General features: G+C 67.0%; 26 protein-coding genes and 1 other RNA gene. 17 read left to right on the top strand and 10 right to left on the bottom strand.

Features of this window, described 5'->3' with window-relative positions:
• From AAHB16_RS24240 to AAHB16_RS24175, 14 genes are all read left to right on the top strand, one after another.
• Positions 1-547, top strand: a 547-nt coding sequence (locus AAHB16_RS24240; RefSeq protein ID WP_342052178.1) for a nucleotidyltransferase family protein, incomplete at its 5' end; no start/stop codon positions are given.
• Between the two features lie 65 nt (positions 548-612).
• The gene (locus AAHB16_RS24235; protein WP_342052177.1) at positions 613-2,037 is read left to right on the top strand and encodes an aminopeptidase P N-terminal domain-containing protein; all 1,425 of its coding nucleotides are present in this window, start codon (positions 613-615) and stop codon (positions 2,035-2,037) included.
• Positions 2,034-2,555 carry a hypothetical protein gene (locus AAHB16_RS24230; RefSeq protein WP_342052176.1) on the top strand — a complete coding sequence of 174 codons (522 nt, stop codon included), beginning with the start codon at positions 2,034-2,036 and terminating at the stop codon, positions 2,553-2,555. The genes AAHB16_RS24235 and AAHB16_RS24230 overlap by 4 nt, the downstream gene beginning before the upstream one ends.
• Complete coding sequence (locus tag AAHB16_RS24225) at positions 2,533-3,798, top strand: UbiH/UbiF/VisC/COQ6 family ubiquinone biosynthesis hydroxylase (protein WP_342052175.1); 1,266 nt, start codon at positions 2,533-2,535, stop codon at positions 3,796-3,798. Before AAHB16_RS24230 ends, AAHB16_RS24225 begins: the two co-directional genes overlap by 23 nt.
• 267 nt (positions 3,799-4,065) lie before the next feature.
• Positions 4,066-5,139 carry a tRNA dihydrouridine synthase DusB gene (gene dusB, locus AAHB16_RS24220; RefSeq protein WP_150373884.1) on the top strand — a complete coding sequence of 358 codons (1,074 nt, stop codon included), beginning with the start codon at positions 4,066-4,068 and terminating at the stop codon, positions 5,137-5,139.
• Positions 5,136-5,369, top strand: a complete 234-nt coding sequence (locus tag AAHB16_RS24215; protein ID WP_109582064.1) for a Fis family transcriptional regulator — start codon at positions 5,136-5,138, stop codon at positions 5,367-5,369. The genes dusB and AAHB16_RS24215 overlap by 4 nt, the downstream gene beginning before the upstream one ends.
• 36 nt (positions 5,370-5,405) lie before the next feature.
• On the top strand, positions 5,406-6,980 hold the full coding sequence (gene purH, locus AAHB16_RS24210; protein WP_150372783.1) for a bifunctional phosphoribosylaminoimidazolecarboxamide formyltransferase/IMP cyclohydrolase: 1,575 nt from the start codon (positions 5,406-5,408) through the stop codon (positions 6,978-6,980).
• A 64-nt stretch (positions 6,981-7,044) separates the two neighbouring features.
• The gene (gene ruvC, locus AAHB16_RS24205; protein WP_150372784.1) at positions 7,045-7,590 is read left to right on the top strand and encodes a crossover junction endodeoxyribonuclease RuvC; all 546 of its coding nucleotides are present in this window, start codon (positions 7,045-7,047) and stop codon (positions 7,588-7,590) included.
• A 30-nt stretch (positions 7,591-7,620) separates the two neighbouring features.
• A complete protein-coding gene (locus AAHB16_RS24200) occupies positions 7,621-8,784 on the top strand; it encodes a glycerophosphodiester phosphodiesterase (RefSeq protein WP_342052174.1) in 1,164 nt (387 codons plus the stop codon).
• Positions 8,785-8,804: 20 nt separating this feature from the next.
• Positions 8,805-9,386 carry a Holliday junction branch migration protein RuvA gene (ruvA, locus tag AAHB16_RS24195; protein WP_150372786.1) on the top strand — a complete coding sequence of 194 codons (582 nt, stop codon included), beginning with the start codon at positions 8,805-8,807 and terminating at the stop codon, positions 9,384-9,386.
• Positions 9,387-9,415: 29 nt separating this feature from the next.
• On the top strand, positions 9,416-10,492 hold the full coding sequence (gene ruvB / locus AAHB16_RS24190) for a Holliday junction branch migration DNA helicase RuvB (RefSeq protein WP_150372787.1): 1,077 nt from the start codon (positions 9,416-9,418) through the stop codon (positions 10,490-10,492).
• Between the two features lie 149 nt (positions 10,493-10,641).
• Positions 10,642-11,241: a hypothetical protein gene (locus AAHB16_RS24185; RefSeq protein ID WP_150372788.1), complete on the top strand. Its 600-nt coding sequence runs from the start codon at positions 10,642-10,644 to the stop codon at positions 11,239-11,241.
• A 30-nt stretch (positions 11,242-11,271) separates the two neighbouring features.
• Positions 11,272-11,856 (top strand): BPSL1445 family SYLF domain-containing lipoprotein, encoded by a 585-nt coding sequence (locus AAHB16_RS24180; RefSeq protein WP_150372789.1) that lies wholly within the window; start codon positions 11,272-11,274, stop codon positions 11,854-11,856.
• Between the two features lie 105 nt (positions 11,857-11,961).
• Positions 11,962-12,717 (top strand): queuosine precursor transporter, encoded by a 756-nt coding sequence (locus AAHB16_RS24175; RefSeq protein WP_446718131.1) that lies wholly within the window; start codon positions 11,962-11,964, stop codon positions 12,715-12,717.
• Between the two features lie 50 nt (positions 12,718-12,767).
• On the opposite strand, the gene AAHB16_RS24170 is transcribed toward AAHB16_RS24175, so the two are convergent.
• The 4 genes from AAHB16_RS24170 to tyrS are packed head-to-tail and all read right to left on the bottom strand — an operon-like array spanning position 12,768 to position 15,856.
• Positions 12,768-13,436 carry a histidine phosphatase family protein gene (locus AAHB16_RS24170; RefSeq protein ID WP_150372791.1) on the bottom strand — a complete coding sequence of 223 codons (669 nt, stop codon included), beginning with the start codon at positions 13,434-13,436 and terminating at the stop codon, positions 12,768-12,770.
• Positions 13,437-13,470: 34 nt separating this feature from the next.
• Positions 13,471-14,118, bottom strand: coding sequence for a YbhB/YbcL family Raf kinase inhibitor-like protein (locus tag AAHB16_RS24165; protein ID WP_342052173.1), 648 nt, complete (start codon positions 14,116-14,118; stop codon positions 13,471-13,473).
• Between the two features lie 26 nt (positions 14,119-14,144).
• The gene (gene dtd / locus AAHB16_RS24160; RefSeq protein WP_150372793.1) at positions 14,145-14,618 is read right to left on the bottom strand and encodes a D-aminoacyl-tRNA deacylase; all 474 of its coding nucleotides are present in this window, start codon (positions 14,616-14,618) and stop codon (positions 14,145-14,147) included.
• On the bottom strand, positions 14,615-15,856 hold the full coding sequence (gene tyrS, locus AAHB16_RS24155) for a tyrosine--tRNA ligase (protein ID WP_150372794.1): 1,242 nt from the start codon (positions 15,854-15,856) through the stop codon (positions 14,615-14,617). Before tyrS ends, dtd begins: the two co-directional genes overlap by 4 nt.
• 239 nt (positions 15,857-16,095) lie before the next feature.
• Between tyrS and AAHB16_RS24150 the strand changes: the two genes are divergently transcribed.
• The gene (locus tag AAHB16_RS24150; protein WP_150372795.1) at positions 16,096-17,487 is read left to right on the top strand and encodes a M23 family metallopeptidase; all 1,392 of its coding nucleotides are present in this window, start codon (positions 16,096-16,098) and stop codon (positions 17,485-17,487) included.
• Between the two features lies 1 nt (position 17,488).
• Entirely contained in the window at positions 17,489-18,634 is a 1,146-nt protein-coding gene (locus AAHB16_RS24145) for an anhydro-N-acetylmuramic acid kinase (RefSeq protein WP_150372796.1), read from the top strand.
• Between the two features lie 61 nt (positions 18,635-18,695).
• Here the strand turns inward: AAHB16_RS24145 and erpA are convergent, their stop codons facing one another.
• The 5 genes from erpA to rplM all read right to left on the bottom strand — a co-directional run bounded on the left by erpA (position 18,696) and on the right by rplM (position 21,441).
• Positions 18,696-19,064: an iron-sulfur cluster insertion protein ErpA gene (erpA, locus tag AAHB16_RS24140; protein ID WP_150372797.1), complete on the bottom strand. Its 369-nt coding sequence runs from the start codon at positions 19,062-19,064 to the stop codon at positions 18,696-18,698.
• A gap of 72 nt (positions 19,065-19,136) precedes the next feature.
• Positions 19,137-19,592 (bottom strand): bactofilin family protein, encoded by a 456-nt coding sequence (locus AAHB16_RS24135; RefSeq protein ID WP_150372798.1) that lies wholly within the window; start codon positions 19,590-19,592, stop codon positions 19,137-19,139.
• A gap of 45 nt (positions 19,593-19,637) precedes the next feature.
• On the bottom strand, positions 19,638-20,399 hold the full coding sequence (locus AAHB16_RS24130) for a DUF6776 family protein (protein ID WP_342052172.1): 762 nt from the start codon (positions 20,397-20,399) through the stop codon (positions 19,638-19,640).
• Between the two features lie 208 nt (positions 20,400-20,607).
• Complete coding sequence (rpsI, locus tag AAHB16_RS24125) at positions 20,608-21,000, bottom strand: 30S ribosomal protein S9 (protein ID WP_150372800.1); 393 nt, start codon at positions 20,998-21,000, stop codon at positions 20,608-20,610.
• A 12-nt stretch (positions 21,001-21,012) separates the two neighbouring features.
• Positions 21,013-21,441, bottom strand: coding sequence for a 50S ribosomal protein L13 (rplM, locus tag AAHB16_RS24120; protein ID WP_109582082.1), 429 nt, complete (start codon positions 21,439-21,441; stop codon positions 21,013-21,015).
• Between the two features lie 581 nt (positions 21,442-22,022).
• On the opposite strand from rplM, the gene AAHB16_RS24115 reads away from it, so the two are divergent.
• Positions 22,023-22,445, top strand: a complete 423-nt coding sequence (locus AAHB16_RS24115; RefSeq protein ID WP_109582083.1) for an OsmC family protein — start codon at positions 22,023-22,025, stop codon at positions 22,443-22,445.
• 1 nt (position 22,446) lies between these two features.
• On the opposite strand, the gene rnpB is transcribed toward AAHB16_RS24115, so the two are convergent.
• Positions 22,447-22,787, bottom strand: an RNA gene (rnpB, locus tag AAHB16_RS24110) — RNase P RNA component class A.
• Between the last annotated feature and the right edge of the window lie 11 nt (positions 22,788-22,798).

Below are 22,798 nucleotides of genomic sequence, written 5' to 3'. Positions count from 1 at the left end.
GCGCCCCTACGCGCCCGACGCCACGGCCCTGGAGACGGCCGGCGGCATCGCGCGCGCGATGCCGCTGCTGACCGACGACGGACGGGACGGCGTGTTTCTGGCCGTGTCCGGCGATATTTTCTGCGACTACGACTACCGCGCACTGCTCCCGCGCGCGGCCGCGATGGCGGCACAGGCGCAGCCGCACATGCATCTGGTCATGGTGCCGAACCCGCCGTTCCATCCGGCCGGCGACTTCGTGCTGGCCGCGGATGGCGGCCTGCACCTGCCCGGTGCGGAGACCGTGCCCGCCGGCGGCGTGCCGCTCACGTTCGGCAATATCGGGCTCTACGACACGCGCCTGTTCCGGGAGATCGAAGCGGGGCGCAAGGTGGCGATGACGCCGTACTATCGCGCCGCGATTGCCGCGGGCACCGCGACGGGCGAACGCTTCGACGGCCAGTGGGAAAACGTCGGCACGCCCGCGCAGCTGGCCGCGCTCGATGCGGCGCTCGGCGCTCGTCCCCCGTCGCCCCCCGGGGCCATGCCGCACGCATCACGCGGCTGACGGCGTTAGAATCGGGATAATTTCCCCAAAACATTCCCCAACGCGCCCACGCGCGCCCACAGCCCATGTCCGCTCCCGACTCCGCCCTTCTCGAAGCCTGCCGCGGCCGCCGCGAGCGCGTGCTGCAACAATTGCGCGCGGGCGGCGGTGGCGTCGCCATCGTGCCGACGGCCCCCGAGGCCATGCGCAATCGCGACAGCGACTACCCGTATCGCCACGACAGCTATTTCTATTACCTGACCGGATTCACCGAGCCAGAGTCGGTGCTCGTGCTCGTGGCCGACACGGACGGCACCGGCCGCAGCATCCTGTTCTGCCGCCCGAAGCACGAAGAACGCGAGATCTGGGACGGCTTCCGCTTCGGCCCCGAAGGCGCGCGCGCGACGTTCGGCTTCGACGAAGCGCATTCGGTCGAGGAGATCGACGCGAAACTGCCGGCGCTGCTCGCCAATCGCGCGCAGGTCGCCTATCCGCTCGCCGCGTCCACGCGCACCGACATGCAGGTGCGCCGCTGGCTCGATGGCGTGCGCGCGCAGGGCCGCGCGGGCGTTTCGTCGCCATCGGTGGCGATCGACGTCCGGACGTGGCTCGACGAGATGCGCCTGTTCAAGGACGCGAGCGAGATCGCGATCATGCGCCGCGCGAGCGAAATCTCGGCCCAGGCGCACGTGCGCGCGATGCAGGCATCGCGGCAGGGCCTGCGCGAGTACCACCTGGAAGCGGAACTGCTCTACGAATTCCGCCGTCACGGCGCGCAGAGCGTGGCCTACAACTCGATCGTCGCCACGGGCGCCAACGCGTGCGTGCTGCACTATCGCGCGGGCCCCGCGGAACTGCGCGACGGCGACCTGTGTCTGATCGATGCCGGCTGCGAGCTCGACGGCTACGCATCGGACATCACGCGCACGTTCCCGGTTTCCGGCCGTTTCACGCCCGCGCAACGCGAGCTGTATGACATCGTGCTGGCCGCGCAGAACGCCGCGATCGCCGAGACGCGCGCCGGCGTACCTTACAACGTGCCGCACGACGCGGCGGTGCGCGTGCTCGCGCAGGGCATGCTCGACACGGGCCTGCTCGACCGCAACAAGGAAGGCACGCTCGACGACGTGCTCGCAAGCGGCAGCTATCGCCGCTTCTACATGCATCGCACGGGCCACTGGCTCGGCATGGATGTGCATGACGTCGGCGAGTACCGCGTCCCGGGCCCCGCGGCCGCGGCCGGACCCGATGGTGCACCGGGCGAGCGCCCGTGGCGTCCGCTGGAGGCGGGCATGGTGGTGACCGTCGAGCCTGGCATCTACGTACGTCCTGCCGAGGACGTGCCCGAACGCTACTGGCATATCGGCATCCGCATCGAAGACGATGCCGTGGTGACCGGTGGCGACTGTGAACTGCTGACACGCGGCGTGCCCGTGGATGCGGATGAAATCGAAGCGATCATGCGTGCTGGCGCGCGGGATGGCGTACAACATGCAGGAGAGACTCGATGATTGGATGGCTGCGCAAACTGTTTCCTTCCGACGGCGCCGCCGCCAACGGCAATAACGGCAACACCGCGAACCATGCGGCGCGCCGCGCCGCGGCCGCCACCGCGCGCCGCGCCGACTCGGGCGAGCCGTTCGTGATCAACCTCTACGACGACCGTGCCGTCGTGCACCGGCCCGACGGCCAGCGCGAGGAAGTCTCGTGGGACGCGCTGGAGCGCGTGATCGTGCGCGTCTCGGACCGCGCGCCGTGGGCCGGTACCGCGTGGCTGATCCTCGTCGGCGACGGCGACAGCAAGCAGGGCTGCGTGGTGCCGCTCGATGCGGCCAATCATGACGCGCTGCTCCGGCATCTGCGCGACATGCCCGGATTCAACGAACAGAAGCTCGACAACGCGCTGCGCGATGCCGAAGCGGGCCGCTCGCGCTCGGACGCCATCCTCTGGAAGCGGAGCGATGCCGCCCGCGTGGAGGCGGAACGCACCGAAGCGGGAGACCACCATGACCCTGCCGCACACCCCTGATACGGCTTCGCGCGCGATTGCCGATACCGGCGAGCCGCGCGATATCGCGATCGTCGGCGGCGGCCCCGTCGGCCTGACGCTCGCGGCGCGGCTGCTGCGCACGACCGCGTGGCGGCTCACGCTGATCGATGCCGCCACGCCGGCACGCGCCGCGCGAGACCCGCGCGCGATCGCGCTGTCGCATGGCAGCCGGCAATTGCTCGAGCAGATCGGCGCGTGGCCCGTGCCGATGCAGACGATCGAGCATATCCATATCTCGCAGCGCGGCCGCTTCGGCCACGTCAGGCTGCATCACGACGACTACGATGTGCCCGCGCTCGGCTACGTGGTCCGCTACGGCGACCTGTGCCAGGCGCTCGAACGCGCGCTGGCTCGTGCGGCCGAGGCGGCACCCGGGCGGCTTGCGCGCGTGTTCGAGACGCGCATCGACGAGATGGAACAACAGCAGGACAGCGGGACCGTGCGCCTGACCGGCACCTCGCATGGCGATCACGACGGCCTGCCCGTCGCCTTCGCGGCGCGCCTCGCGGTGCAGGCCGAAGGCGGCCTGTTCCACCAGCAGATGCGCCGGCACGGCGGCGGCCACGGCGATGGCGACACCGGACGCCGCCGCGACTACGGCCAGACCGCGGTCATCGGCCATGTGACCGCCTCGCGCCCCATGCCCGGCTGGGCATGGGAGCGCTTTACCGAAGAAGGCCCGCTCGCGCTGCTGCCGCACGAAGATCACGGCACGCCCGGCTATGCGCTGGTCTGGTGCTGCGCGCCCGATGCGGCCACGCGCCGGCTGGCGCTGCCCGAGGCCGAGTTCGCGCGCGAGCTCGGCGAAGCGTTCGGCACCCGGCTCGGCACATTCACGCTGCATGGCAAGCGCCACGCGTTCCCGCTCGGCCTCAATGCCGCGCCGGTCACCGTCGATGGCCGCATCGTGGCCGTCGGCAACGCGGCGCAGACGCTGCATCCGGTGGCGGGACAGGGGCTGAACCTTGGGCTGCGCGATGCGTTCGCGCTGGCCGATTCCCTGCGCGCGAGCTGCACGCCGCAGGCGCTGCAGGCCTTCGCGGCCCGCCATCGCGTGGACCGCGCGGTGACGATCGGCGTGACGGACCTGCTGCCGCGCGTGTTCGGCGTGGGCGGCCCACTGGCGGCCCATGCGCGTGGCGCGGCGCTCGCCGCCCTGTCGTGCGTGGCCCCGCTCAAGCATGCGGTGGCGCGCCAGATGATGTACGGCGTGCGCCGCTGATTCCCTTCCGGGGGCATCGCGCAACGGTCGAGCGCTGCGGGAGGCGATTATTGCCGCCCGCAGCGCGTCCCATACGATATTTGCTCATTTCTTGAGCACCCGCCTCCGTTTGGCGTTAAAATCCCGCCCTCGCACACGCTCCCAGCCAGCCGCCTGCCGGATCCTGCTCCGCTCGATCCGACGCCAGACACGTCTGCCGCGCGTGCATCGCCGCGACCGGTGCCAGGGGTGCCGGTCGTGAATCGCTGTTTCTTTCCCGCTCTTATCGTGCAGATCGGCCCGCATCGTCTCCGCAACAACCTGTTCGTCGCGCCCATGGCCGGTGTGACGGACCGGCCGTTCCGCCAGCTGTGCAAGCAGCTCGGCGCGGGCTACGCGGTGTCCGAGATGGTCGCGTCCAACGCGCAGCTCTGGAAGAGCGAGAAGACCATGCGCCGCGCGAACCATGCCGGCGAGGTGGAACCGATCTCGGTCCAGATCGCCGGGGCCGAACCCGGCATGATGGCCGAAGCCGCGCGCTACAACGTCGATCGTGGCGCGCAGATCATCGACATCAACATGGGCTGCCCGGCCAAGAAGGTCTGCAACGTTGCCGCGGGGTCCGCGCTGCTGCAGAACGAACCGCTGGTCGCGCGCATCGTCGAGGCCGTGGTGGGCGCCGTGGGCGACCGCGTACCCGTCACGCTCAAGATCCGCACGGGCTGGGACCGCGAGCATCGCAACGCGCTGCGCGTCGCGCATATCGCGGAAACCTCGGGCATCAGCATGCTGACGGTCCATGGCCGCACGCGGGCCGACCTGTATCACGGCGAGGCCGAGTACGACACGATTGCCGCGGTCAAGGCGTCGGTTCGCATTCCGGTGGTCGCCAACGGCGACATCACCACGCCGCAGAAGGCCCGCCACGTGCTGGCCGTGACCGGCGCCGATGCCATCATGATCGGCCGCGCGGCACAGGGTCGTCCGTGGCTGTTCCGCGAGATCGAACACTTCCTCGCAACCGGCGAATTGCTGCCGTCGCCCGAGGTCGCCGAGATCCGCGCGATCATGAACCACCATCTGGCCGATCACTACGGGTTCTATGGCGAGTTCACGGGCGTGCGCACCGCGCGCAAGCACATCGCCTGGTACACGCGCGGCCTCAAGGGCGCGAACCTGTTCCGGCATCGCATGAACACGCTCGAGTCCACGGACGCGCAGCTGCAGGCCGTGAACGCGTTCTTCGACGAACAGGCCATGATCTCCGATCGGCTCGTCTACGTGGACGAAAACAGCGACAACAACGACGGTGGCCCCGATGCCGCCGACAACAACAAGAAACGGGAACTGCTTGCCGCATGAGCCGCAATGCCATCGACCAATGCATCCGGGACAGCCTGGATACCTACTTTCGCGATCTCGACGGTGAAGAGCCGTCGAACATGTACAACATGGTGCTCGAAGCCGTCGAGCGTCCGCTGCTCGAAGCCGTGATGGCACGCACGGAGCGCAATCAGTCGCTCGCCGCCGCCTATCTCGGCATCAATCGCAATACGCTGCGCAAGAAGCTGCAACAGCACGGCTTGTTGTGAACCGAATTATTTTGAATTGAAGCGTCTCCCCCGATCATGATCAAGCAAGCCCTTCTCTCCGTTTCAGACAAGACCGGCATCGTCGATTTCGCGCGCGAACTGAATGCGCTCGGCGTGGTGCTGCTTTCCACGGGCGGTACCGCCAAGCTGCTGGCCGACGCCGGCCTGCCGGTGACCGAGGTGGCCGACTACACCGGTTTCCCGGAAATGCTCGACGGCCGCGTCAAGACGCTGCACCCGAAGGTGCACGGCGGCATTCTCGCGCGCCGCGACCTGCCCGAGCACATGGCCGCGCTGGCCAAGCACGATATTCCGACCATCGACCTGCTCGTGGTCAACCTCTACCCGTTCCAGCAGACCGTGGCGAAGGACGACTGCACGCTGCCGGACGCGATCGAGAACATCGATATCGGCGGCCCGACCATGCTGCGCTCGGCCGCGAAGAATCATCGCGACGTGACCGTGATCGTCGATCCGGCCGACTATGCGCCCGTGCTCGAGGAAATGCGCGCGAACGCCAACGCGGTGGGCTACGACACCAACTTCCGCCTGGCCACCAAGGTCTTCGCGCACACCGCGCAATACGACGGCGCGATCACGAACTACCTGACCTCGCTCGGCGCCGACAAGGCCCACCAGACGCGTAGCGCCTACCCGCAGACGCTGAACCTGGCCTTCGAGAAGGTGCAGGAAATGCGCTACGGCGAGAACCCGCACCAGTCGGCGGCGTTCTACCGCGACCTGAAGACCGTGGACGGCGCGCTGGCCAACTACGTGCAGCTGCAGGGCAAGGAACTGTCGTACAACAACATCGCCGACGCCGATGCCGCGTGGGAATGCGTGAAGTCGTTCGACGCCGCCGCCGGTGCCGCCTGCGTGATCATCAAGCACGCCAACCCGTGCGGCGTGGCCCTCGGCGTGAATGCGCTGGAAGCCTACGACAAGGCGTTCAAGACCGATTCGACGTCGGCCTTCGGCGGCATCATCGCGTTCAACGTCGAACTCGACGAAGCGGCCGCAAACGCGGTAGCGAAACAATTCGTCGAAGTGCTGATCGCCCCGTCGTTCAGCACCGCGGCGCGCAACGTGTTCGCGGCCAAGCAGAACGTGCGCCTGCTCGAGATTCCGCTGGGCAAGGGTGTCAACCAGTACGACCTCAAGCGCGTGGGCGGCGGCCTGCTCGTGCAGAGCCCGGACGCGCGCAACGTGCAGCAGTCGGAACTGCGCGTGGTCACGCGCCGTCAGCCGACCCCGAAGGAGCTGGACGATCTGATGTTCGCATGGCGCGTGGCCAAGTTCGTGAAGTCGAACGCCATCGTGTTCTGCGGCGGCGGCATGACGCTCGGCGTCGGCGCGGGCCAGATGAGCCGCGTGGACTCGGCGCGCATCGCCAGCATCAAGGCGCAGAATGCCGGCCTCACGCTGGCCGGTTCGGCCGTGGCATCGGACGCGTTCTTCCCGTTCCGTGACGGCCTCGACGTGGTCGTGGACGCCGGCGCCACCTGCGTGATCCAGCCGGGCGGTTCCGTGCGCGACGACGAAGTCATCGCCGCAGCCGACGAGCGCAATATCGCGATGGTGCTCACCGGCACCCGCCACTTCCGCCACTAAGCCTGCCCCCGGGAGCGGACGCGGCGTTACACTACGCCCTATTCCATCCGCTCCCGACTCCTCCATGCGTATCCTGGGCATCGACCCCGGCCTTCGGACCACCGGCTTCGGCGTCATCGAGAAGCACGGCAACCGGCTTGCCTACGTCGCCTCGGGGACCATCAAGAGCAACGGCGACTCCAGCCTGCCCGAACGCCTCAAGACGTTGTTCGACGGCATCAGCGAGGTCACGCGCGTGTATGCGCCCGACTGCGCGGCCATCGAGAAGGTCTTCGTCAACGTCAATCCCCAATCCACGCTGATGCTCGGCCAGGCCCGCGGCGCCGCGATCTGCGGCCTCGTCGGCCATGGGCTGCCCGTCTTCGAATACACGGCACTGCAGCTCAAGGTCGCCGTGGTGGGCTATGGCCGCGCCAACAAGGAGCAGGTGCAGGAAATGGTCACGCGGCTGCTGTCGTTATCGGGGCGTCCCGGCTCCGATGCGGCCGATGCCCTCGGCGTGGCGATCTGCCACGCCAACGGCGGCGATACGCTGCAAACCCTCTCCGGCCTCGCGCCCGAGCTCGTGCGCAAGGGCATGCGCGTGCGCCGCGGCCGCCTTGTCGGCTAACCCCCCCTTTTACGCTTCCGGACTCCGAACGTGAACGCTTTCCGACGACGCGCGCCGCTCGCCGCCATCGCAACGGCCGCCGCGACCCTGTTGCTCGCAGCCTGTGTCTCCACGCCGCCGCAGTCTGGCGCACCGGCCCCTGCCGCGCCCGAGGCCCCCGAGGTACCGAAGGCGAAGCCGCTCGTGATCGGCCATCGCGGCGCCAGCGCATTGCGGCCCGAGCACACGCTCGCGTCGTACGGCAAGGCGATCGACGACGGGGCGGACTCCATCGAACCCGATCTCGTCGCCACGAAGGATGGCGTGCTGGTCTCGCGCCACGAGAACGACATCACGGGCACCACGAACGTTTCCACGCTGCCGCAGTTCGCGGACCGCCGGCGCATCAAGGTCGTCGATGGCGAGCGCCTGACGGGCTGGTTCACGGAAGACTTCACGCTCGCGGAGCTGAAAACCCTGCGCGCGCGCGAACGCATTCCCAAGCTGCGTCCGGCGAACGCGCGCTACGACGACCAGTTCGAGATCGCCACGTTCGACGAGATCGTGAAGCTGGCCAGCCAGGGCGCGCAGAAGCGTGGCCGCCCCGTCGGCATCTACCCCGAACTCAAGCATCCGAGCTATTTCCGCGGCATCGGCCTGCCGCTCGAGGAAAAGCTCGTCGCGGCGCTGCAGGCGAATCCGTACACCCGCACCGCGCCGGTGTACATCCAGTCGTTCGAATCCGGCGCGCTGCGCAATGTCCGGCGCCTGCTCGGCACTTCGATGCCCAACGTGCGCCTCACGCAGCTGATCGGCGGCGCGGGCACGCGTCCCGCCGACTGGCGGCTGGCGGGCGACACGCGCACGTACGCGGCCATGCTCACGCCGCTTGGCCTGCGTGAAGTCGCCACGTACGCCAACGGTATCGGCCCCGAGAAGAGCCTCGTGATGACACGCAATGCGGGCGGCGCGATCGGTGCGCCCACGGCGCTGATTCGCGACGCCCATGCGGCGAACCTCGTCGTGCATCCGTACACGTTCCGCCCCGAGAACAACTTCCTGCCGAAGCCGTTGCAGATCGCCGGCGACCCGGCCACACGCAATCCCAATGGCATGGTGCGCGAGCTCGACGCCTTTATCGCCGCGGGTGTCGACGGTTTCTTCACCGACGACCCCGCCCTCGGCCGCCGCGCGGTCGATGCCCCCGCACCCTGACACGCAGCCCCCAGGAAAACATGATCGGAAGAATCGCAGGCACGCTCCTCGAAAAGAATCCCCCGCATCTGCTCGTCGACTGCCACGGCGTCGGCTACGAAGTCGATGTGCCGATGAGCACGTTCTACAACCTCCCGCAGGTGGGCCAGCCCGTCACGCTGCTGACGCAGCTGATCGTGCGCGAGGACGCCCATCTGCTGTACGGCTTCGGCACGGCGGCGGAGCGCAATACGTTCCGCGAGCTCATCAAGATCACGGGCATCGGCGCGCGCATGGCACTCGCGGTGCTGTCGGGGCTGTCGGTGACCGAACTCGCGCAGGCCGTCACGCTGCAGGAAGCGGGCCGCCTCACGCGCATTCCCGGCATCGGCAAGAAGACCGCGGAACGGCTGATGCTCGAGCTCAAGGGCAAGCTGGGCGCGGAACTGGGCCATGCGCCGGGCAGCACCCCGGTGCCCGATTCGGCCGTGGACATCCTCAACGCGCTGCTGGCGCTGGGGTACTCCGAGAAGGAAGCGACGCTGGCCATCAAGCAGGTCCCGGCCGGTACCGGCGTATCCGATGGCATCAAGCTCGCGCTCAAGGCGCTGTCCAGGGGCTGACGGGCGGTGCGCGCGAGTAGAATAGCGGCATGATCGAAACCGACAAGCTCACCGGCGCCGAGCGCGCCCCCGAACGCGGCACCGAACGTGTGATAGCGGCCACTCCCGCTTCCACGCAGGAAGAAGCGTTCGAGCGCGCGCTGCGCCCGAAGCTGCTGGACGAGTATGTCGGGCAGGAAAAGGTCCGCAACCAGCTCGATATCTTCATGCACGCGGCGCGCAACCGCCGCGAGGCGCTGGACCACGTGCTGCTGTTCGGGCCGCCGGGCCTCGGCAAGACCACGCTGGCCCACATCATCGCGCGCGAGATGGGCGTCAGCCTGCGCCAGACATCGGGCCCGGTGCTCGAGCGGCCGGGCGACCTCGCCGCGCTGCTGACGAACCTCGAAGCCAACGACGTGCTGTTTATCGACGAAATCCACCGGCTCTCGCCGGTCGTCGAGGAAATCCTGTATCCGGCGCTCGAGGACTACCAGATCGACATCATGATCGGCGAAGGGCCGGCCGCGCGATCGGTCAAGCTCGACCTGCAGCCGTTCACGCTCGTCGGCGCCACCACGCGCGCGGGCATGCTGACCAATCCGCTGCGCGACCGCTTCGGCATCGTGGCGCGGCTCGAGTTCTACACCGCCGAGGAACTCGCGCGCATCGTCACGCGCTCGTCGCAGTTGCTCGGCGCGCGGATCGATCCCGAAGGCTCGCTCGAGATCGCGCGCCGCGCGCGCGGTACGCCGCGGATCGCCAACCGCCTGCTGCGGCGCGTGCGCGACTACGCCGAGGTCAAGGGCGACGGCACCATCACGCGCAAGATCGCCGATGCGGCGCTCGCGATGCTCGACGTCGATAGCGTCGGCTTCGACCTCATGGACCGCAAGCTGCTCGAGGCCGTGCTGCACAAGTTTGGCGGCGGGCCGGTCGGCATCGACAACCTCGCGGCCGCGATCGGCGAGGAGCGCGACACCATCGAGGATGTGCTCGAGCCCTACCTGATCCAGCAGGGCTATCTGCAACGCACCCCGCGCGGCCGCGTGGCCACCGCGTCCGCCTATCGTCACTTCGGCCTGGCGTCGCCGCAGGGCGGCGGCGAGCTGTTCGACGCGCCCTGAGTTTCATCCAGGCGCCCCCATCAGACTCCGAGTTAAACGATTTAGGATTCGCCGCAAATTTTTTCGAAGTGGATTGCCGGCCCCTGCCCGGTTGTCCACAATGGTCTGCATCGACTCCCAATCACTCGCGCCCTGCGCGCGATGCAACCATGGTCCCCTCGTTCCGACTTCCCTTCCGCCTGCTCCCTGTCGCGCTGGTCGCCGCCCTGGCCCTCGGCGCGGCCACCGCGCACGCGCAACCGAAGACACCGCCGGCCGTCGGCATCGCCGAAGAAGCCGTCATCAGCGGCAAGGTCATCGACATCGATCCCGACACCAAGGCCGTCCTCGTGCAGGGTCCGCGCGGCAATGTCGTGGAGCTGGTGGCCGGCGACGAGGCGCGCAACTTCGGCAATATCCGCAAGGGCGATATCGTGACGCTCACGCGCGGCGCGGTACTCGTCGCGGGGCTCGAGCCCGTCGGCAGCAAGGATGTGGCCATGGCGGAGCAGGTCGAACGCACCTCGCGCGCGGCGGAAGGCGGCAAGCCCGGTCTGACGCGAGAGGTCACGACCACGGTCACCGGCCAGGTCACGCGCGTCGATGCCAACGCGCGCACGCTCACGTTCCGCGGTCCGCGCGAGAACCTGCGCACGGTCAAGGTTCAGGATCCGGCCATCGACCTCGCCTCGATCAAGGTGGGGCAGATGGTCAAGATCGTGCTGCGCGAGGTCATCGCGATCAGCGTCAAGTCGCCGTCCGCGGGCTAGGCCGCGCCGGCTCACCAAGGGAGGTCAGCCATGAATCGACGTCAGTTCGTGACCCGCGTCACGGCATCGGGTCTTGTCGTCGCCACCGCGTTCGCGGCGGGCTGCACGACGACCGGGCCGGATTCGCCATCCGATGCGGCCGCCAAACGCCAGGAAATCGATGCCGGCGTGGACGGCGCGCTCAACCGGCTCTACGGCTCGGTGGACGGGTCGCGGGAATTGGGCAACAAGGCGCAGGGGATCCTCGTGTTTCCGCGCGTGCTGTCCGGCGGCCTCGTGGTCGGCGGCGCGTATGGCGACGGCGCGCTGCGCGCGAAGGGTGCCACGGTCGGCTACTACCGCACCATCGCCGCATCGTTCGGCCTGACCGCGGGGGGCCAGTCCAAAGCCGTCATCATCATGTTCATGACGCCCGAGGCCTACAACAAGTTCGTCCAGAGCAGCGGCTGGACGGTCGGGGCCGATGCGAGCGTGGCGCTGGCCAAGATCGGCGCCAATGGCAAGATCGATACGGTAACGGGCCAGCAGCCCGTGATCGGCTTCGTGCAGACCAACGCGGGGCTGATGTTCGACGCCTCGCTCGACGGCTCGAAGATCAGCAAGCTCTCGCTGTAATCCACCCGGCGCCCCCTCTCTTCCGTCCCGCGGAGAGAGGGGCGGGCGTCTGTCCGCAGTTCCCGGCATAATCGCGCGAACGTCCCCTCGGACCGGACCCCGACGATGCCCGAACCCATCACCGCTCCCACCCCGCCTCGCACCGGCACGCCCTCCGCCCCGCATACAGGCCGCGTCTACCGGTACTACGACCTCGTGATGGTGGCATTCGTCACGGTGCTGCTGTGCTCGAACCTGATCGGCGCGGCCAAGGCGGCCCAGGTCACGCTGCCCGTCATCGGCACGGTGACATTCGGCGCGGGCGTGCTGTTCTTCCCCATCTCGTACATCTTTGGCGACGTGCTGACCGAGGTCTACGGTTACGGCCGCGACCGGCGCGTGGTATGGGCGGGCTTTGCCGCGCTGGCGTTCGCGACGTTCATGAGCTTCGTGGTGCTGAGAATGCCGGTGGCGCCGTTCATGGCCGACTACCAGAAGAGCCTGCAGGACGTGTTCGGCAACACCTGGCGCATCGCGCTCGGCTCGCTGATCGCCTTCTGCTGCGGGAGCTTCGCCAACAGCTTCGTGCTGGCGAAGATGAAGCTGTGGACCGGCGGCCGCTGGCTATGGTCGCGCACGATCGGCTCGACGCTCGCGGGCGAACTCGTCGATTCGTCGCTGTTCTACATCATCGCGTTCTACGGGGTCTGGCCCCTGCACGAGGTCATCCAGGTGGCGATCGCGCAGTACGTGCTGAAGACGATGTGGGAAGTCGTGATGACGCCCGTGACCTACAAGGTCGTGAACTTTCTCAAGCGCGCGGAGAACGAGGACTGGTTCGACCGCGATACGAACTTCACGCCGTTCCGCCTGCGCGTGTAGGGCGTGTAGGGCGGTGTAGGGCATGTAGGCCGCGGGGCGCGCCTCGGGCCTCAGGGAACGCGGCGGTCCACCTCGTCGAGCGTCATGGCCGCCAGGTGGCTCACGTCGCCCCACTGCAGCAGCGTCAGGTGGGCCGTGTCGCAACGCAGCCGGTTGACGCTCGCGTTGAGCAGTTCGTGCTGGCGCGGCGCTTCCAGCGTCATGCCCGTCGCCTCGCGATAGAGGCAGTCCAGCACACCGCCGTGCGCGACCAGCGCGATCCGCTCGCCGGGGTGCCGGCGCGACAGCGACAGCGCGATCTCCACCGCGCGGTCCTGGAACGCGCGCAGCGATTCGCCGCGCTCGGGCGCGTAGTCGGGCACGCGCGCCTGCCACCGCGCGAAATCCTCGGGCCGCTGCTCCGAGACTTCCGCGTAGGTCATGCCTTCCAGCACCCCATAGCAACGCTCGCGCAGTTGCCGCTCGGGGCGCACGGTCAGCCCGAGCGCCGCCGCCAGCGGCGCCGCGGTCTGCATCGCGCGGCCGAGGTCGCTCGAATACACCGCATCGATCGGCTCGCCGGTCAGCGCCTCCGCCAGCGCACGCGCCTGCGCGGCGCCCGTCTCGTTCAGCGGCACGTCGAGCTGCCCCTGCAGGCGCCGCTCGCGGTTCCATGCCGTCTCGCCATGGCGGATCACGATCAGGTGGGTAAAGGCCAGCGGCCCGGTGCTTAACGACATGCCATTTCCTTTGGGGGCGGCCTTGCTTCAGGCTTCAGCGAGCAAGCTTCGGGTTCAGCGTGTAGGTGCCGGTATAGCTGGCCTGCCCCAGCACGTGGCCCTGGATCGCGTCCAGCACCTGCGCGCCGTTGAAGCGGCCTTCGATCGGCAGCCGATCGATATCGAGCGCATACACGGTGAACACGTAGCGATGCTGGATCGCGTCGTTCCACGGCGGGCACGGGCCGTCATACCCGTAGTAGTCGCCCTTCATGTCCGGATCGTTCGCGAACCAGCCCGTGTAGTCGTTCACGCCGTGACGCAGACCGCCGGCGGTCGCCGTGCCGACCAGCGCCTCGGGGCCCGGCTTGCCGCGCGCGATCACGCCGTCGCTGTGCGTGCCGGCCGAAATCGTGTTCAGGCCGGGCGGAATGTCGATGAGCACCCAATGGTAGAAGTCCACGCGCGGCAGCGAGGCCGGCACCTCGCGGCCTTCCTGGTTCACGTCGTCGCCCTTGCTGGGCACGTCGGGATCGTGCACGACCAGCACGAACGAACGCGTGCCGTGCGGCACGTCGTCCCAGTGCAGATCGGGGTTGCGGTTCGTGGACAGCGTCACGTGCGTGGCCGCATCGGGCACGCAGAAGGCGAACTCGCCGGGAATCCGCGCGTTGTCGGCGAAAGCCTTGCTCCAGAGTTTCATCGGATGCTCCTTCGGTCGTTCGGGGTTCAAGACGCCGCGGCGCCCGGAGGCACGCGCAGCCAGAATGTCACGGGACCGTCGTTGGTCAGGCTGACCTGCATCATCGCGCCGAACTCGCCGGTCTCCACCGTCGGGTGCGCGGCGCGTGCCCGCGCCACGAAATGATCGTAGAGGCGCCGGCCATCCTCGGGCGACGCGGCCGGCGTGAAGCTCGGACGCGTGCCGCTGTTGGTATCGGCGGCCAGCGTGAACTGCGACACCACGAGTAGCCCGCCCGCGTTGCCGTGTCCATCGATGTTCTGCACGGACAGGTTCATCTTGCCCGCGTCGTCGGAGAACACGCGGTACGCGAGCAGCTTGGCCAGCAGGCGCTCGGCCTGGCTCTCCGTATCGCCGCGCTCCGCGCAGACGAGCGCGAGCAGCCCCGCGCCGATCTCGCCGGTGGTGCGGCCGCCAACGGTGACGCGCGCCTGCGAGACGCGCTGGATCAGCGCGATCATGCCAGCGTGACGCGCGCGAAGCGGCGCTTGCCGACCTGTACCACGTACGTGCCGGCTTCCACCCTGGTGCCCTTGTCGCTCACGACGGCACCGTCGATCTTGACGCCGCCCTGCTCGATGTTGCGGTTTGCCTCCGAGGTCGAGGGCACGAGGTTGGCCTGCTTCAGCAGCTGGCCGATACCGAGCGGCGCGCCCGCGAGCTGCACCTCGGGGATATCGTCCGGAATGCCGCCGCGCGCGCGGTGATTGAAGTCCTCGAGCGCCCGCTCGGCCGCCTCCGCGCTATGGAAGCGCGTGACGATCTCCTGCGCGAGCGCCACCTTGCATTCGCGCGGATTGCGGCCCAGCGCGATCTCCTGCTTCATCAGGTCGATCTCGCTCATCGGGCGGAACGACAGCAGCGTGAAGTACTGCCACATCAGGTCGTCCGAGATGCTCATGAGCTTGCCGAACATGTCGTTCGGTGCCTCGGTCACGCCGATGTAGTTGTTCTTCGACTTCGACATCTTCTCCACGCCGTCGAGCCCCACGAGCAGCGGCATGGTGAGAATGCACTGCGGCTCCTGCCCGTACTCCTGCTGCAGGGCGCGGCCCACCAGCAGGTTGAACTTCTGGTCGGTGCCGCCCAGTTCGAGGTCGGCCTTGAGCGCGACCGAATCGTAGCCCTGCATCAACGGGTAAAGGAACTCATGCACCGAAATCGGAATCCCAGACCGGAACCGTTTGGTGAAGTCGTCGCGCTCCATCATCCGCGCCACCGTGTACTTGGCCGCGAGCTGGATCATGCCGCGCGCGCCGAGCGGATCGCACCATTCGCTGTTGTAGCGGATCTCGGTACGGTCCGGATCGAGCACGAGGCTCGCCTGGCGGTAATAGGTCTGGGCGTTGGCCTCGATCTGCTCGCGCGTGAGCGGCGGACGCGTGGAGTTCCGCCCGGACGGATCGCCGATGGTGGAGGTGAAATCGCCGATGAGGAAGATGACCTGATGGCCGAGATCCTGCAGTTGCCGCAGCTTGTTCAGCACCACGGTATGGCCGAGGTGGATGTCGGGCGCGGTGGGGTCCAGACCGAGCTTGATCCGCAGCGGCACGCCCGTGGCTTCGCTGCGGGCAAGCTTCTGCGCCCACTCGGCCTCGATCAGCAGTTCATCGCAGCCGCGCCTGGAGATCTCCAGCGCCTGCATCACCGACGGTGTCAGGGGATATTTGGCCGCGACGGCCGGGGAAACATCAGTCATGACGTAAGTCGTTGAAATACATGGAAAATCCGCGCTGGCAACCAAAATTTTCTCTGGTATAATCCGCGCTTTCTATGTCGCCGAAGAGCAGAGACCCATGAGTCTCGCGTGCCAGGCGCCAAACCGCCATTGTAGGGTAGGCGGCAAACAATCAAGGCCGTGCCGCACCTCGGGGGAGGAAGGCAGACGACACACATCGTTGCGGACGCGTGCCCGTTACAAAGAGTGAATTTTACGTGATGTGGTCCAGACTCCGCGAAGTTTTCGCGCGCGAGCTGGTGGTGCTCGTCGACCCCACCAATCCTCTGCATGCGCGCCGGCGCAAGCAGCTGACGGCTTCCGTCGGTACCGTGTTCACGCTCGGCATGGCCGCGGCGATGGGCGTGGCGCCCCGCAATGCCTATGACGACCCCGAGGCGCCCCGCGTCCAGGAATCGATGCGCCTGCCCGATCTGCGCCAGCAGCTCGCGCAGCTGACCGACGCCGACAGCGGTGTCTATATCCGCCAGGAACACATGCAGCGCGGCGACACCATCGCCGCCCTGCTCCGCCGCCTGGGCGTGGACGATCCCGACGCACAGGCCTTTATCGTCAAGAACCGCACCGCGCGCGGGCTGTTCGACCTCGCGCCGGGCCAGATCGTGCAGGCCCAGGTCGATGACGACAACCTGCTGGTCTCGCTGCAGGCGAACCTCGGTGGCGACGCCGCCTCGTCGCGCGAGCTCGTGATCGAGCGCGTCGCCCCGGTCAAGGCCGATGGCGAATACACGTACAAGGCACGTATCAACACCGTCGATAACGACCTGCGCTACGACATGGCGTCGGGCGCGATCGACGGGCGCGGCTTCTTCAAGGCGATGGACGCGGCCAACGTGCCGGACGAGATCGTCGCGCAGATGATCTCGATCTTCTCGGGCGTCATCGACTTTCATCACGACATCGCCAGCGGCGACCGCTTCCGCATCATCTTCGAAGCCGGCTTTCGCGACGGCACGTTCGTGCGCAACGGCCGCGTGATCGCGGTCGAGCTCATCAACCGGAACTCGCTGCACCAGGCGCTGTGGTTCGCGCCCGAAGACGGCGGCCAGGGCGGCTATTACACGTTCGACGGCCGCAGCATGAAGCGTCCGTTCCTGCGTTCGCCGATCGAGTTCTCGCGCGTGTCGTCGGGCTTCGGCGGCCGCGACCATCCGCTGCATCACCAGTGGGCCCAGCACAAGGGCGTGGACTTCGCCGCGCCGCAGGGCACCAAGGTCTTCGCTTCGGGCGACGGCACGGTGGACTTCGTGGGCCAGCAGAACGGCTACGGCAATATCGTCGTGCTCGAGCACGCGGGCGGCTACTCGACCTACTACGCGCATCTGTCGCGCTTTGCCACGCTGCGGCAGGGCCAGCACGTGTCGCAGGGCGAGGTCATCGGCTACGTCGGCCAGACGGGCTGGGCCACGGGTCCCCATCTGCACTACGAATTCCGCTACAACGACGTGCCGCAGAATCCGCTGACCATCACGCTGATGGAAGCGCCGGCGCTGACCGGCAAGGCCCGCCAGGAATTCCTGAGCTACACCAGCAGCATGCTGGGCCGCATCAACGCACTGCGCACCTACAACGTCCTGACCGCCGCCAACTGACATGACCGCACCGTCCGCAGTGCCCACGGATTGCTATATCGGCCTGATGTCGGGCACCAGCATGGACGGGGCGGACGGCGTGCTCGTGGACCTGTCCGGCCCGCGCCCCGTAGTCCGCGCGGCGGCGCACGCGCCGTTTCCGGCCGAACTACGCGAAGCGTTCGGCGCACTCCAGCAACCGGGCGATGACGAGATCCACCGCGAAGCCATGGCCGCGAACGCGCTGGCCCGTGTGTACGCGGCGTGCGTGGCCACGCTGTTGCGCATAGCGGAGACCGAGGCCGGCGCGGTGACCGCCATTGGCGCGCATGGCCAGACCATTCGCCATCGTCCCGGCCAGTACGACGGCATCGGCTATACGCGCCAGAGCCAGCATCCGGCGCTGCTGGCCGAGCTGACCGGCATCGACGTCATCGCCGACTTCCGCAGCCGCGATATCGCGGCCGGCGGCCAGGGCGCACCGCTCGTTCCCGCTCTGCACGCGGCGCTGTTCGGCGCGCCGGACGAAACGCGCGTGATCTGCAATATCGGGGGCATCTCGAATATCAGCATCGTGCCCGCGGCTGGGACGGGCCGTCCGGTGTCGGGTTTCGACTGCGGCCCCGGCAATGCGCTGCTCGACGACTGGATCCAGCGGCATCGCGGCGCGCCGTTCGACGAGGACGGCCAGTGGGCCGCCAGCGGTCAGGTCGATGCCACGCTGCTGGCCCGCTGCCTCGATGAACCGTATTTCCGCATGCCGCCGCCCAAGAGCACGGGCCGCGATCTGTTCCACCGCCACTGGCTCCAGGATTGCCTCGATGCGTGCGGTTCGCGCGTGCCGGCCCCCGCCGATGTGCAGGCCACGCTGGCCGTGCTGACGGCGGAAGCGATCGCGCGCGATGTCCGGCGCCACGCGGCCGACGCGCGCCGGCTCATCGTCTGCGGCGGCGGGGCGCGCAATGGCTTCGTCATGGCGCGGCTTGCGCAGTTGCTGCCGGGTGTGAGCGTGCAGACGACCGACGATTTCGGCGTGCCCGTGACCCAGGTCGAGGCCATCGCATTTGCGTGGCTCGCGCGCCAGTGCGTGCATCGCGCGCCCGGCAATGTGCCCACGGTCACCGGCGCGGCGGGGCCGCGCGTGCTTGGCGCGCTGTATCCCAGATAAAGGGGCCCAGACAAAAAAAAAGCGCACCGCAGGGTGCGCTTTTTCTTTGAGGCGGGAACGTTCAGACCGAGAACGACGAACCGCAGCCGCAGGTCGTGCTGGCGTTCGGGTTCTTGATCACGAACTGGGCGCCATTGATGTCTTCCTTGTAGTCGATCTCGGCGCCGACCAGGTACTGGTAGCTCATCGAGTCGATCAACAGCGTGACGCCGTTCTTGTTCAGCGTGGTGTCGTCTTCGTTCACGTCTTCATCGAACGTGAAGCCGTACTGGAAGCCGGAGCAGCCACCGCCCTGCACGAACACGCGCAGCTTCAGGTCGGCGTTGCCCTCTTCCTCGATCAATTGCTTGACCTTGTCGGCTGCGCTGTCGGTAAAGACGAACGGTGCCGGCACGTCCTCGGTTACGGGTGCCTCTGCGACTGCGTTCATGGGGGGGTTCTCCTAGTTAGATACGCTCGTATTCTAAGCGCATCGGAAAGATCGTGCCGAAACCCCTCGCTTTCAAGGGGCACTGGGCTCCGGGGATACATCCTTGCGGTCGGCTTCCACGAGCTCGGCCGCGACGGCGGCGGGGGCCGACAGGTTCGGCAGCGCCTTCGGCTCGCTTTGCGACAGCGGCACGAGGCGGCCCTCGACCAGCGCGCCCTGATGCATTTCCAGCGCTGCGTAATGCACTTCTCCATAGACCCGCGCATTCGGCTGGAGTTCGAGCAATTCGGCCGCATGTACCGGACCGGTCACACTGCCGTTGAGAATCAGATGACCGACGCGCACTTCGCCCTCGATCACTGCCTTCTCGCTCAATACGAGCATGCTCGGCTTGCCCTCGGTGCCCGTCACGTTGCCACGCACACGGCCATCCAGTCGCAATCCCCCGGCAAACGTCACATCGCCCACGATCACGGTATCCGCGCCGATCAGCGTGTCGATGGACAAACCTTTCTTCTTCGAGAACATGTTGTTTTCTCCTGAATCGCTTTCCTGCTTCCTGCGTCCTGCTTCCTACGGCGCGGCCGACTGCACCGCGCGGACCTGCCCGTTCTGGACGATGCGCACCGACACCGACCGGATCTCCGCATCCTGCGGAACCGGCAGATCGCCCTCGATCCGCTGGTAATGCTGGAACTTCACCGGCGGCAGCCCCGGCCCCCCGGCCTGCGGCACCGCCAGCATCGTCGGCTTGCCCGCGCGCATTGCCGAGATCGTGAATTCCAGGTTGCCCTGGAATTCCGGCTGCGGCACGAATGCGCGCGACCCGCCCTGCATGACGAGCAGCCGGTAATGCAGGGCATGCGGTTGTGCCTCGTCGCGCGTCACGCGAAAGCTGCGCACATGCACGCCCGAGGTGTCGCCAGTGGCCGGCAGCAGCGTCTCGAAGAACCCGAGGTCCTCCTTGAGCTGCGCGGTCTCGGCCTCCGCGGCCTTCAGCTGCTCCGCGAGCCGTTCCTGCGCGGCACGGGCCATTCGCAGTTCGGCCTCGGCCGTATCGGCCCCCGCGCGCAACCGGTCGCGCTCGTCGGTGGCCGCCTTCAGCTGGACGAGCAGTTCGGCCTGGGCCGGCACGGGCTGCCCGGCATTCGCGGCACCGGTCTCGGGCGCGGCCGTCGGGCGATGCCCCGCGTCGTAGGCCCACACGGCCAGGCCCGCGCCAATGGCGAGCAACAGCACGGCACCCATCATCCAGCTACGCCACGGACGGTGCGCGCGAATCACGGCACGCGAGCCGCGCAAGCCTCTGCGTGGACGCAGCGGCCGGTATTTCATGCGATCTCCTGCTACTGCGCCGCAAATGTCTCGGCGGGCGTGCATTATCCCTCCAAAATCATGACAGGCGCCGGATTTGGCAACACTTTCAGCTGATTCGGCGAAATTGCCACGTTCGGTCAGAATCGGAACGAAAAAAAACCGCACGCCAGGCGTGCGGTTTTTCTGACCTCGCAGTATCCGGAAGACCGGACCCTGCGATGGCGCATCAACGCTTCGAGAACTGCTTGCGGCGACGTGCCTTGTGCAGACCGACCTTCTTACGCTCGACTTCACGCGCGTCGCGGGTCACGTAGCCTGCCTTCGACAGTGCCGACTTCAGCGTGGCGTCGTAGTCGATCAGTGCGCGGGTGATACCGTGGCGCACCGCACCGGCCTGGCCGGTTTCGCCACCGCCGTTCACGTTGACCTTGATGTCGAAGGTCTGAGCGTGAGCGGTCAGTTCCAGCGGCTGACGCACGATCATCAGGGACGTTTCGCGAGCGAAATATTCCTGGATAGGCTTGCCGTTGACGATGATATCGCCCTTGCCCGACTTGATGAAGACACGAGCCACAGCGCTCTTGCGGCGGCCAGTGCCGTAATTCCAGTTACCGATCATGGATTGGCCCCCTTAGATGTCCAGCGTCTTAGGCTGCTGTGCTTCATGCGGATGCTCGGCTTCGGCGTAAACCTTCAGCTTCTTGATCATCGCATAGCCCAGCGGGCCCTTCGGCAGCATGCCCTTGACAGCCTTTTCCAGGGCACGGCCCGGGAAACGCTGCTGCATCTTGCCGAACGTCGTTTCGTAGATACCGCCCGGGTAACCCGAATGGCGATAGTACTTCTTGTCTTGTTCCTTGGTACCCGTGACGCGCAGCTTCGCCGCGTTGACGATGATGATGTAATCGCCAGTATCGACGTGCGGGGTGAACTCCGGCTTGTGCTTGCCGCGCAGTCGGCGTGCCACTTCGCTGGCAACACGGCCGAGGACCTTGTCCGTCGCGTCAATCACGTACCAGTCGCGCTTTACCTCATGAGGCTTGGCGGAAAAGGTCTTCATGATTTTTCCTGAATCGTAGAAATGCTGCCCGATATGACGGTCGCCGTTTTAGCGTCCTGTCGGTACTGCCTGTCACTGCTCTTTTTCCGGGGGCAACGACCGGAAAAGTCGTCGATTATACTGCGGGCTTGTCGGCGCGTACAAGCAATGTGCGAAAAAAAACCCAAGCGGCTTAGGCTTGGGTTCGAATCCACCAAAGGAGGAGGGTGGAGGAGACACTGGGAGATCGACGAAGGGGGTTCGGTGCCGAAGGGCTCGATGCCGAGGTTCGGTTTCGCACACCAGCGCGTCGTCGTTCAATACTTCGAATTATACAGCCGGGTCTTGCGGGCGCAAGGGAATTTACACTGCGAAATTGAATTTCGCATTATAGAATGCTGAAAAAGACACTCATTGGCCTGTGAGTGTCTTTATAAACAATGACTTAGCGAAACAGCGCCGATGATGCGCATTCGCGACAGTAGAGGAAACCCTCCAAAAAATGCGGGAAATCCCTGCCATCCGTCGGTGGGGAACGATGATAAGGCGTTGCGGATGGCAAGATTCGCCACCATATTGGAAACAGACAAGGAACGAACACAATGGAATGCAAAGTAACATGGATGGGCCCGGAAGGCATGAGCTTCGTGGCCCAGACCGGCAGCGGCCATATCGTGGCGATGGACGGCGCACCCGACGGCGGCGGCAACAACCTTGCGCCGCGCCCGATGGAAATGGTACTGCTGGGTACCGGCGGCTGCACGGCCTATGACGTGGTGCTGATTCTCAAGCGCGGGCGCCAGGACGTGCGCGGCTGCAGCGTCAAGCTCGAGGCCGAGCGCGCGAACGAGGACCCGAAGGTGTTCACGCGCATCAATTTCCATTTCGTGGTGACGGGCCGCAACCTGAATCCGGCGACGGTGGAGCGCGCGATCACGCTGTCGCACGACAAGTACTGCTCGGCGTCGATCATGCTGGCGAAGACCGCCGAGATCACGCACACGATGGAAATCGTGGAAGGATAAGAAGCAAAGCAGGCCGATAAGCCGGATTCTGTGCGCCTGGCCCGCCTTGCGGCGGACCGGGCGTGACAACCATTCCTCTAGGCCGGCCGTTACCGGCCGGCTCCAGCTCCCTACCCGCAGGCTCAGCGGGCCGCCTCGATGCCTGCCTATTTGGGATTGCTCCAGGTGGAGGTTACCGCGTTTCACCCTTCCCGCCGGGCGAACCCGATGGGAAGACTCGTCTCTGTGGCCCTATTCCGCACGTTGCCGTGGATGGCTGTTAGCCAACACCCTGCCCTGTGGAGTCCGGACTTTCCTCCCCTTGGCCCTTGCGAACCAAGCAGCGATTGTCTGGCCTGCTTTGCGGCCCGCAG

The organism is Cupriavidus sp. OTU4054 (genome assembly GCF_038440175.1).
GTDB classification, from domain to species: Bacteria; Pseudomonadota; Gammaproteobacteria; order Burkholderiales; family Burkholderiaceae; genus Cupriavidus; species Cupriavidus pauculus_D.
The sequence above is the reverse complement of the archived record's forward strand: the minus strand, read 5'-3'. Positions and strand labels throughout refer to the sequence as shown.

Excerpts from the sequence above, each read along its gene's own strand:
- AAHB16_RS24235 (WP_342052177.1), top strand. The coding sequence starts at position 613 with ATGTCCGCTCCCGACTCCGCCCTTCTCGAAGCCTGCCGCGGCCGCCGC.
- AAHB16_RS24230 (WP_342052176.1), top strand. The coding sequence starts at position 2,034 with ATGATTGGATGGCTGCGCAAACTGTTTCCTTCCGACGGCGCCGCCGCC.
- AAHB16_RS24225 (WP_342052175.1), top strand. The coding sequence starts at position 2,533 with ATGACCCTGCCGCACACCCCTGATACGGCTTCGCGCGCGATTGCCGAT.
- AAHB16_RS24215 (WP_109582064.1), top strand. The coding sequence starts at position 5,136 with ATGAGCCGCAATGCCATCGACCAATGCATCCGGGACAGCCTGGATACC.
- purH (WP_150372783.1), top strand. The coding sequence starts at position 5,406 with ATGATCAAGCAAGCCCTTCTCTCCGTTTCAGACAAGACCGGCATCGTC.
- ruvC (WP_150372784.1), top strand. The coding sequence starts at position 7,045 with ATGCGTATCCTGGGCATCGACCCCGGCCTTCGGACCACCGGCTTCGGC.
- ruvA (WP_150372786.1), top strand. The coding sequence starts at position 8,805 with ATGATCGGAAGAATCGCAGGCACGCTCCTCGAAAAGAATCCCCCGCAT.
- ruvB (WP_150372787.1), top strand. The coding sequence starts at position 9,416 with ATGATCGAAACCGACAAGCTCACCGGCGCCGAGCGCGCCCCCGAACGC.
- AAHB16_RS24185 (WP_150372788.1), top strand. The coding sequence starts at position 10,642 with ATGGTCCCCTCGTTCCGACTTCCCTTCCGCCTGCTCCCTGTCGCGCTG.
- AAHB16_RS24180 (WP_150372789.1), top strand. The coding sequence starts at position 11,272 with ATGAATCGACGTCAGTTCGTGACCCGCGTCACGGCATCGGGTCTTGTC.
- AAHB16_RS24175 (WP_446718131.1), top strand. The coding sequence starts at position 11,962 with ATGCCCGAACCCATCACCGCTCCCACCCCGCCTCGCACCGGCACGCCC.
- AAHB16_RS24170 (WP_150372791.1), bottom strand. The coding sequence starts at position 13,436 with ATGTCGTTAAGCACCGGGCCGCTGGCCTTTACCCACCTGATCGTGATC.
- AAHB16_RS24165 (WP_342052173.1), bottom strand. The coding sequence starts at position 14,118 with ATGAAACTCTGGAGCAAGGCTTTCGCCGACAACGCGCGGATTCCCGGC.
- dtd (WP_150372793.1), bottom strand. The coding sequence starts at position 14,618 with ATGATCGCGCTGATCCAGCGCGTCTCGCAGGCGCGCGTCACCGTTGGC.
- tyrS (WP_150372794.1), bottom strand. The coding sequence starts at position 15,856 with ATGACTGATGTTTCCCCGGCCGTCGCGGCCAAATATCCCCTGACACCG.
- AAHB16_RS24150 (WP_150372795.1), top strand. The coding sequence starts at position 16,096 with ATGTGGTCCAGACTCCGCGAAGTTTTCGCGCGCGAGCTGGTGGTGCTC.
- AAHB16_RS24145 (WP_150372796.1), top strand. The coding sequence starts at position 17,489 with ATGACCGCACCGTCCGCAGTGCCCACGGATTGCTATATCGGCCTGATG.
- erpA (WP_150372797.1), bottom strand. The coding sequence starts at position 19,064 with ATGAACGCAGTCGCAGAGGCACCCGTAACCGAGGACGTGCCGGCACCG.
- AAHB16_RS24135 (WP_150372798.1), bottom strand. The coding sequence starts at position 19,592 with ATGTTCTCGAAGAAGAAAGGTTTGTCCATCGACACGCTGATCGGCGCG.
- AAHB16_RS24130 (WP_342052172.1), bottom strand. The coding sequence starts at position 20,399 with ATGAAATACCGGCCGCTGCGTCCACGCAGAGGCTTGCGCGGCTCGCGT.
- rpsI (WP_150372800.1), bottom strand. The coding sequence starts at position 21,000 with ATGATCGGTAACTGGAATTACGGCACTGGCCGCCGCAAGAGCGCTGTG.
- rplM (WP_109582082.1), bottom strand. The coding sequence starts at position 21,441 with ATGAAGACCTTTTCCGCCAAGCCTCATGAGGTAAAGCGCGACTGGTAC.
- AAHB16_RS24115 (WP_109582083.1), top strand. The coding sequence starts at position 22,023 with ATGGAATGCAAAGTAACATGGATGGGCCCGGAAGGCATGAGCTTCGTG.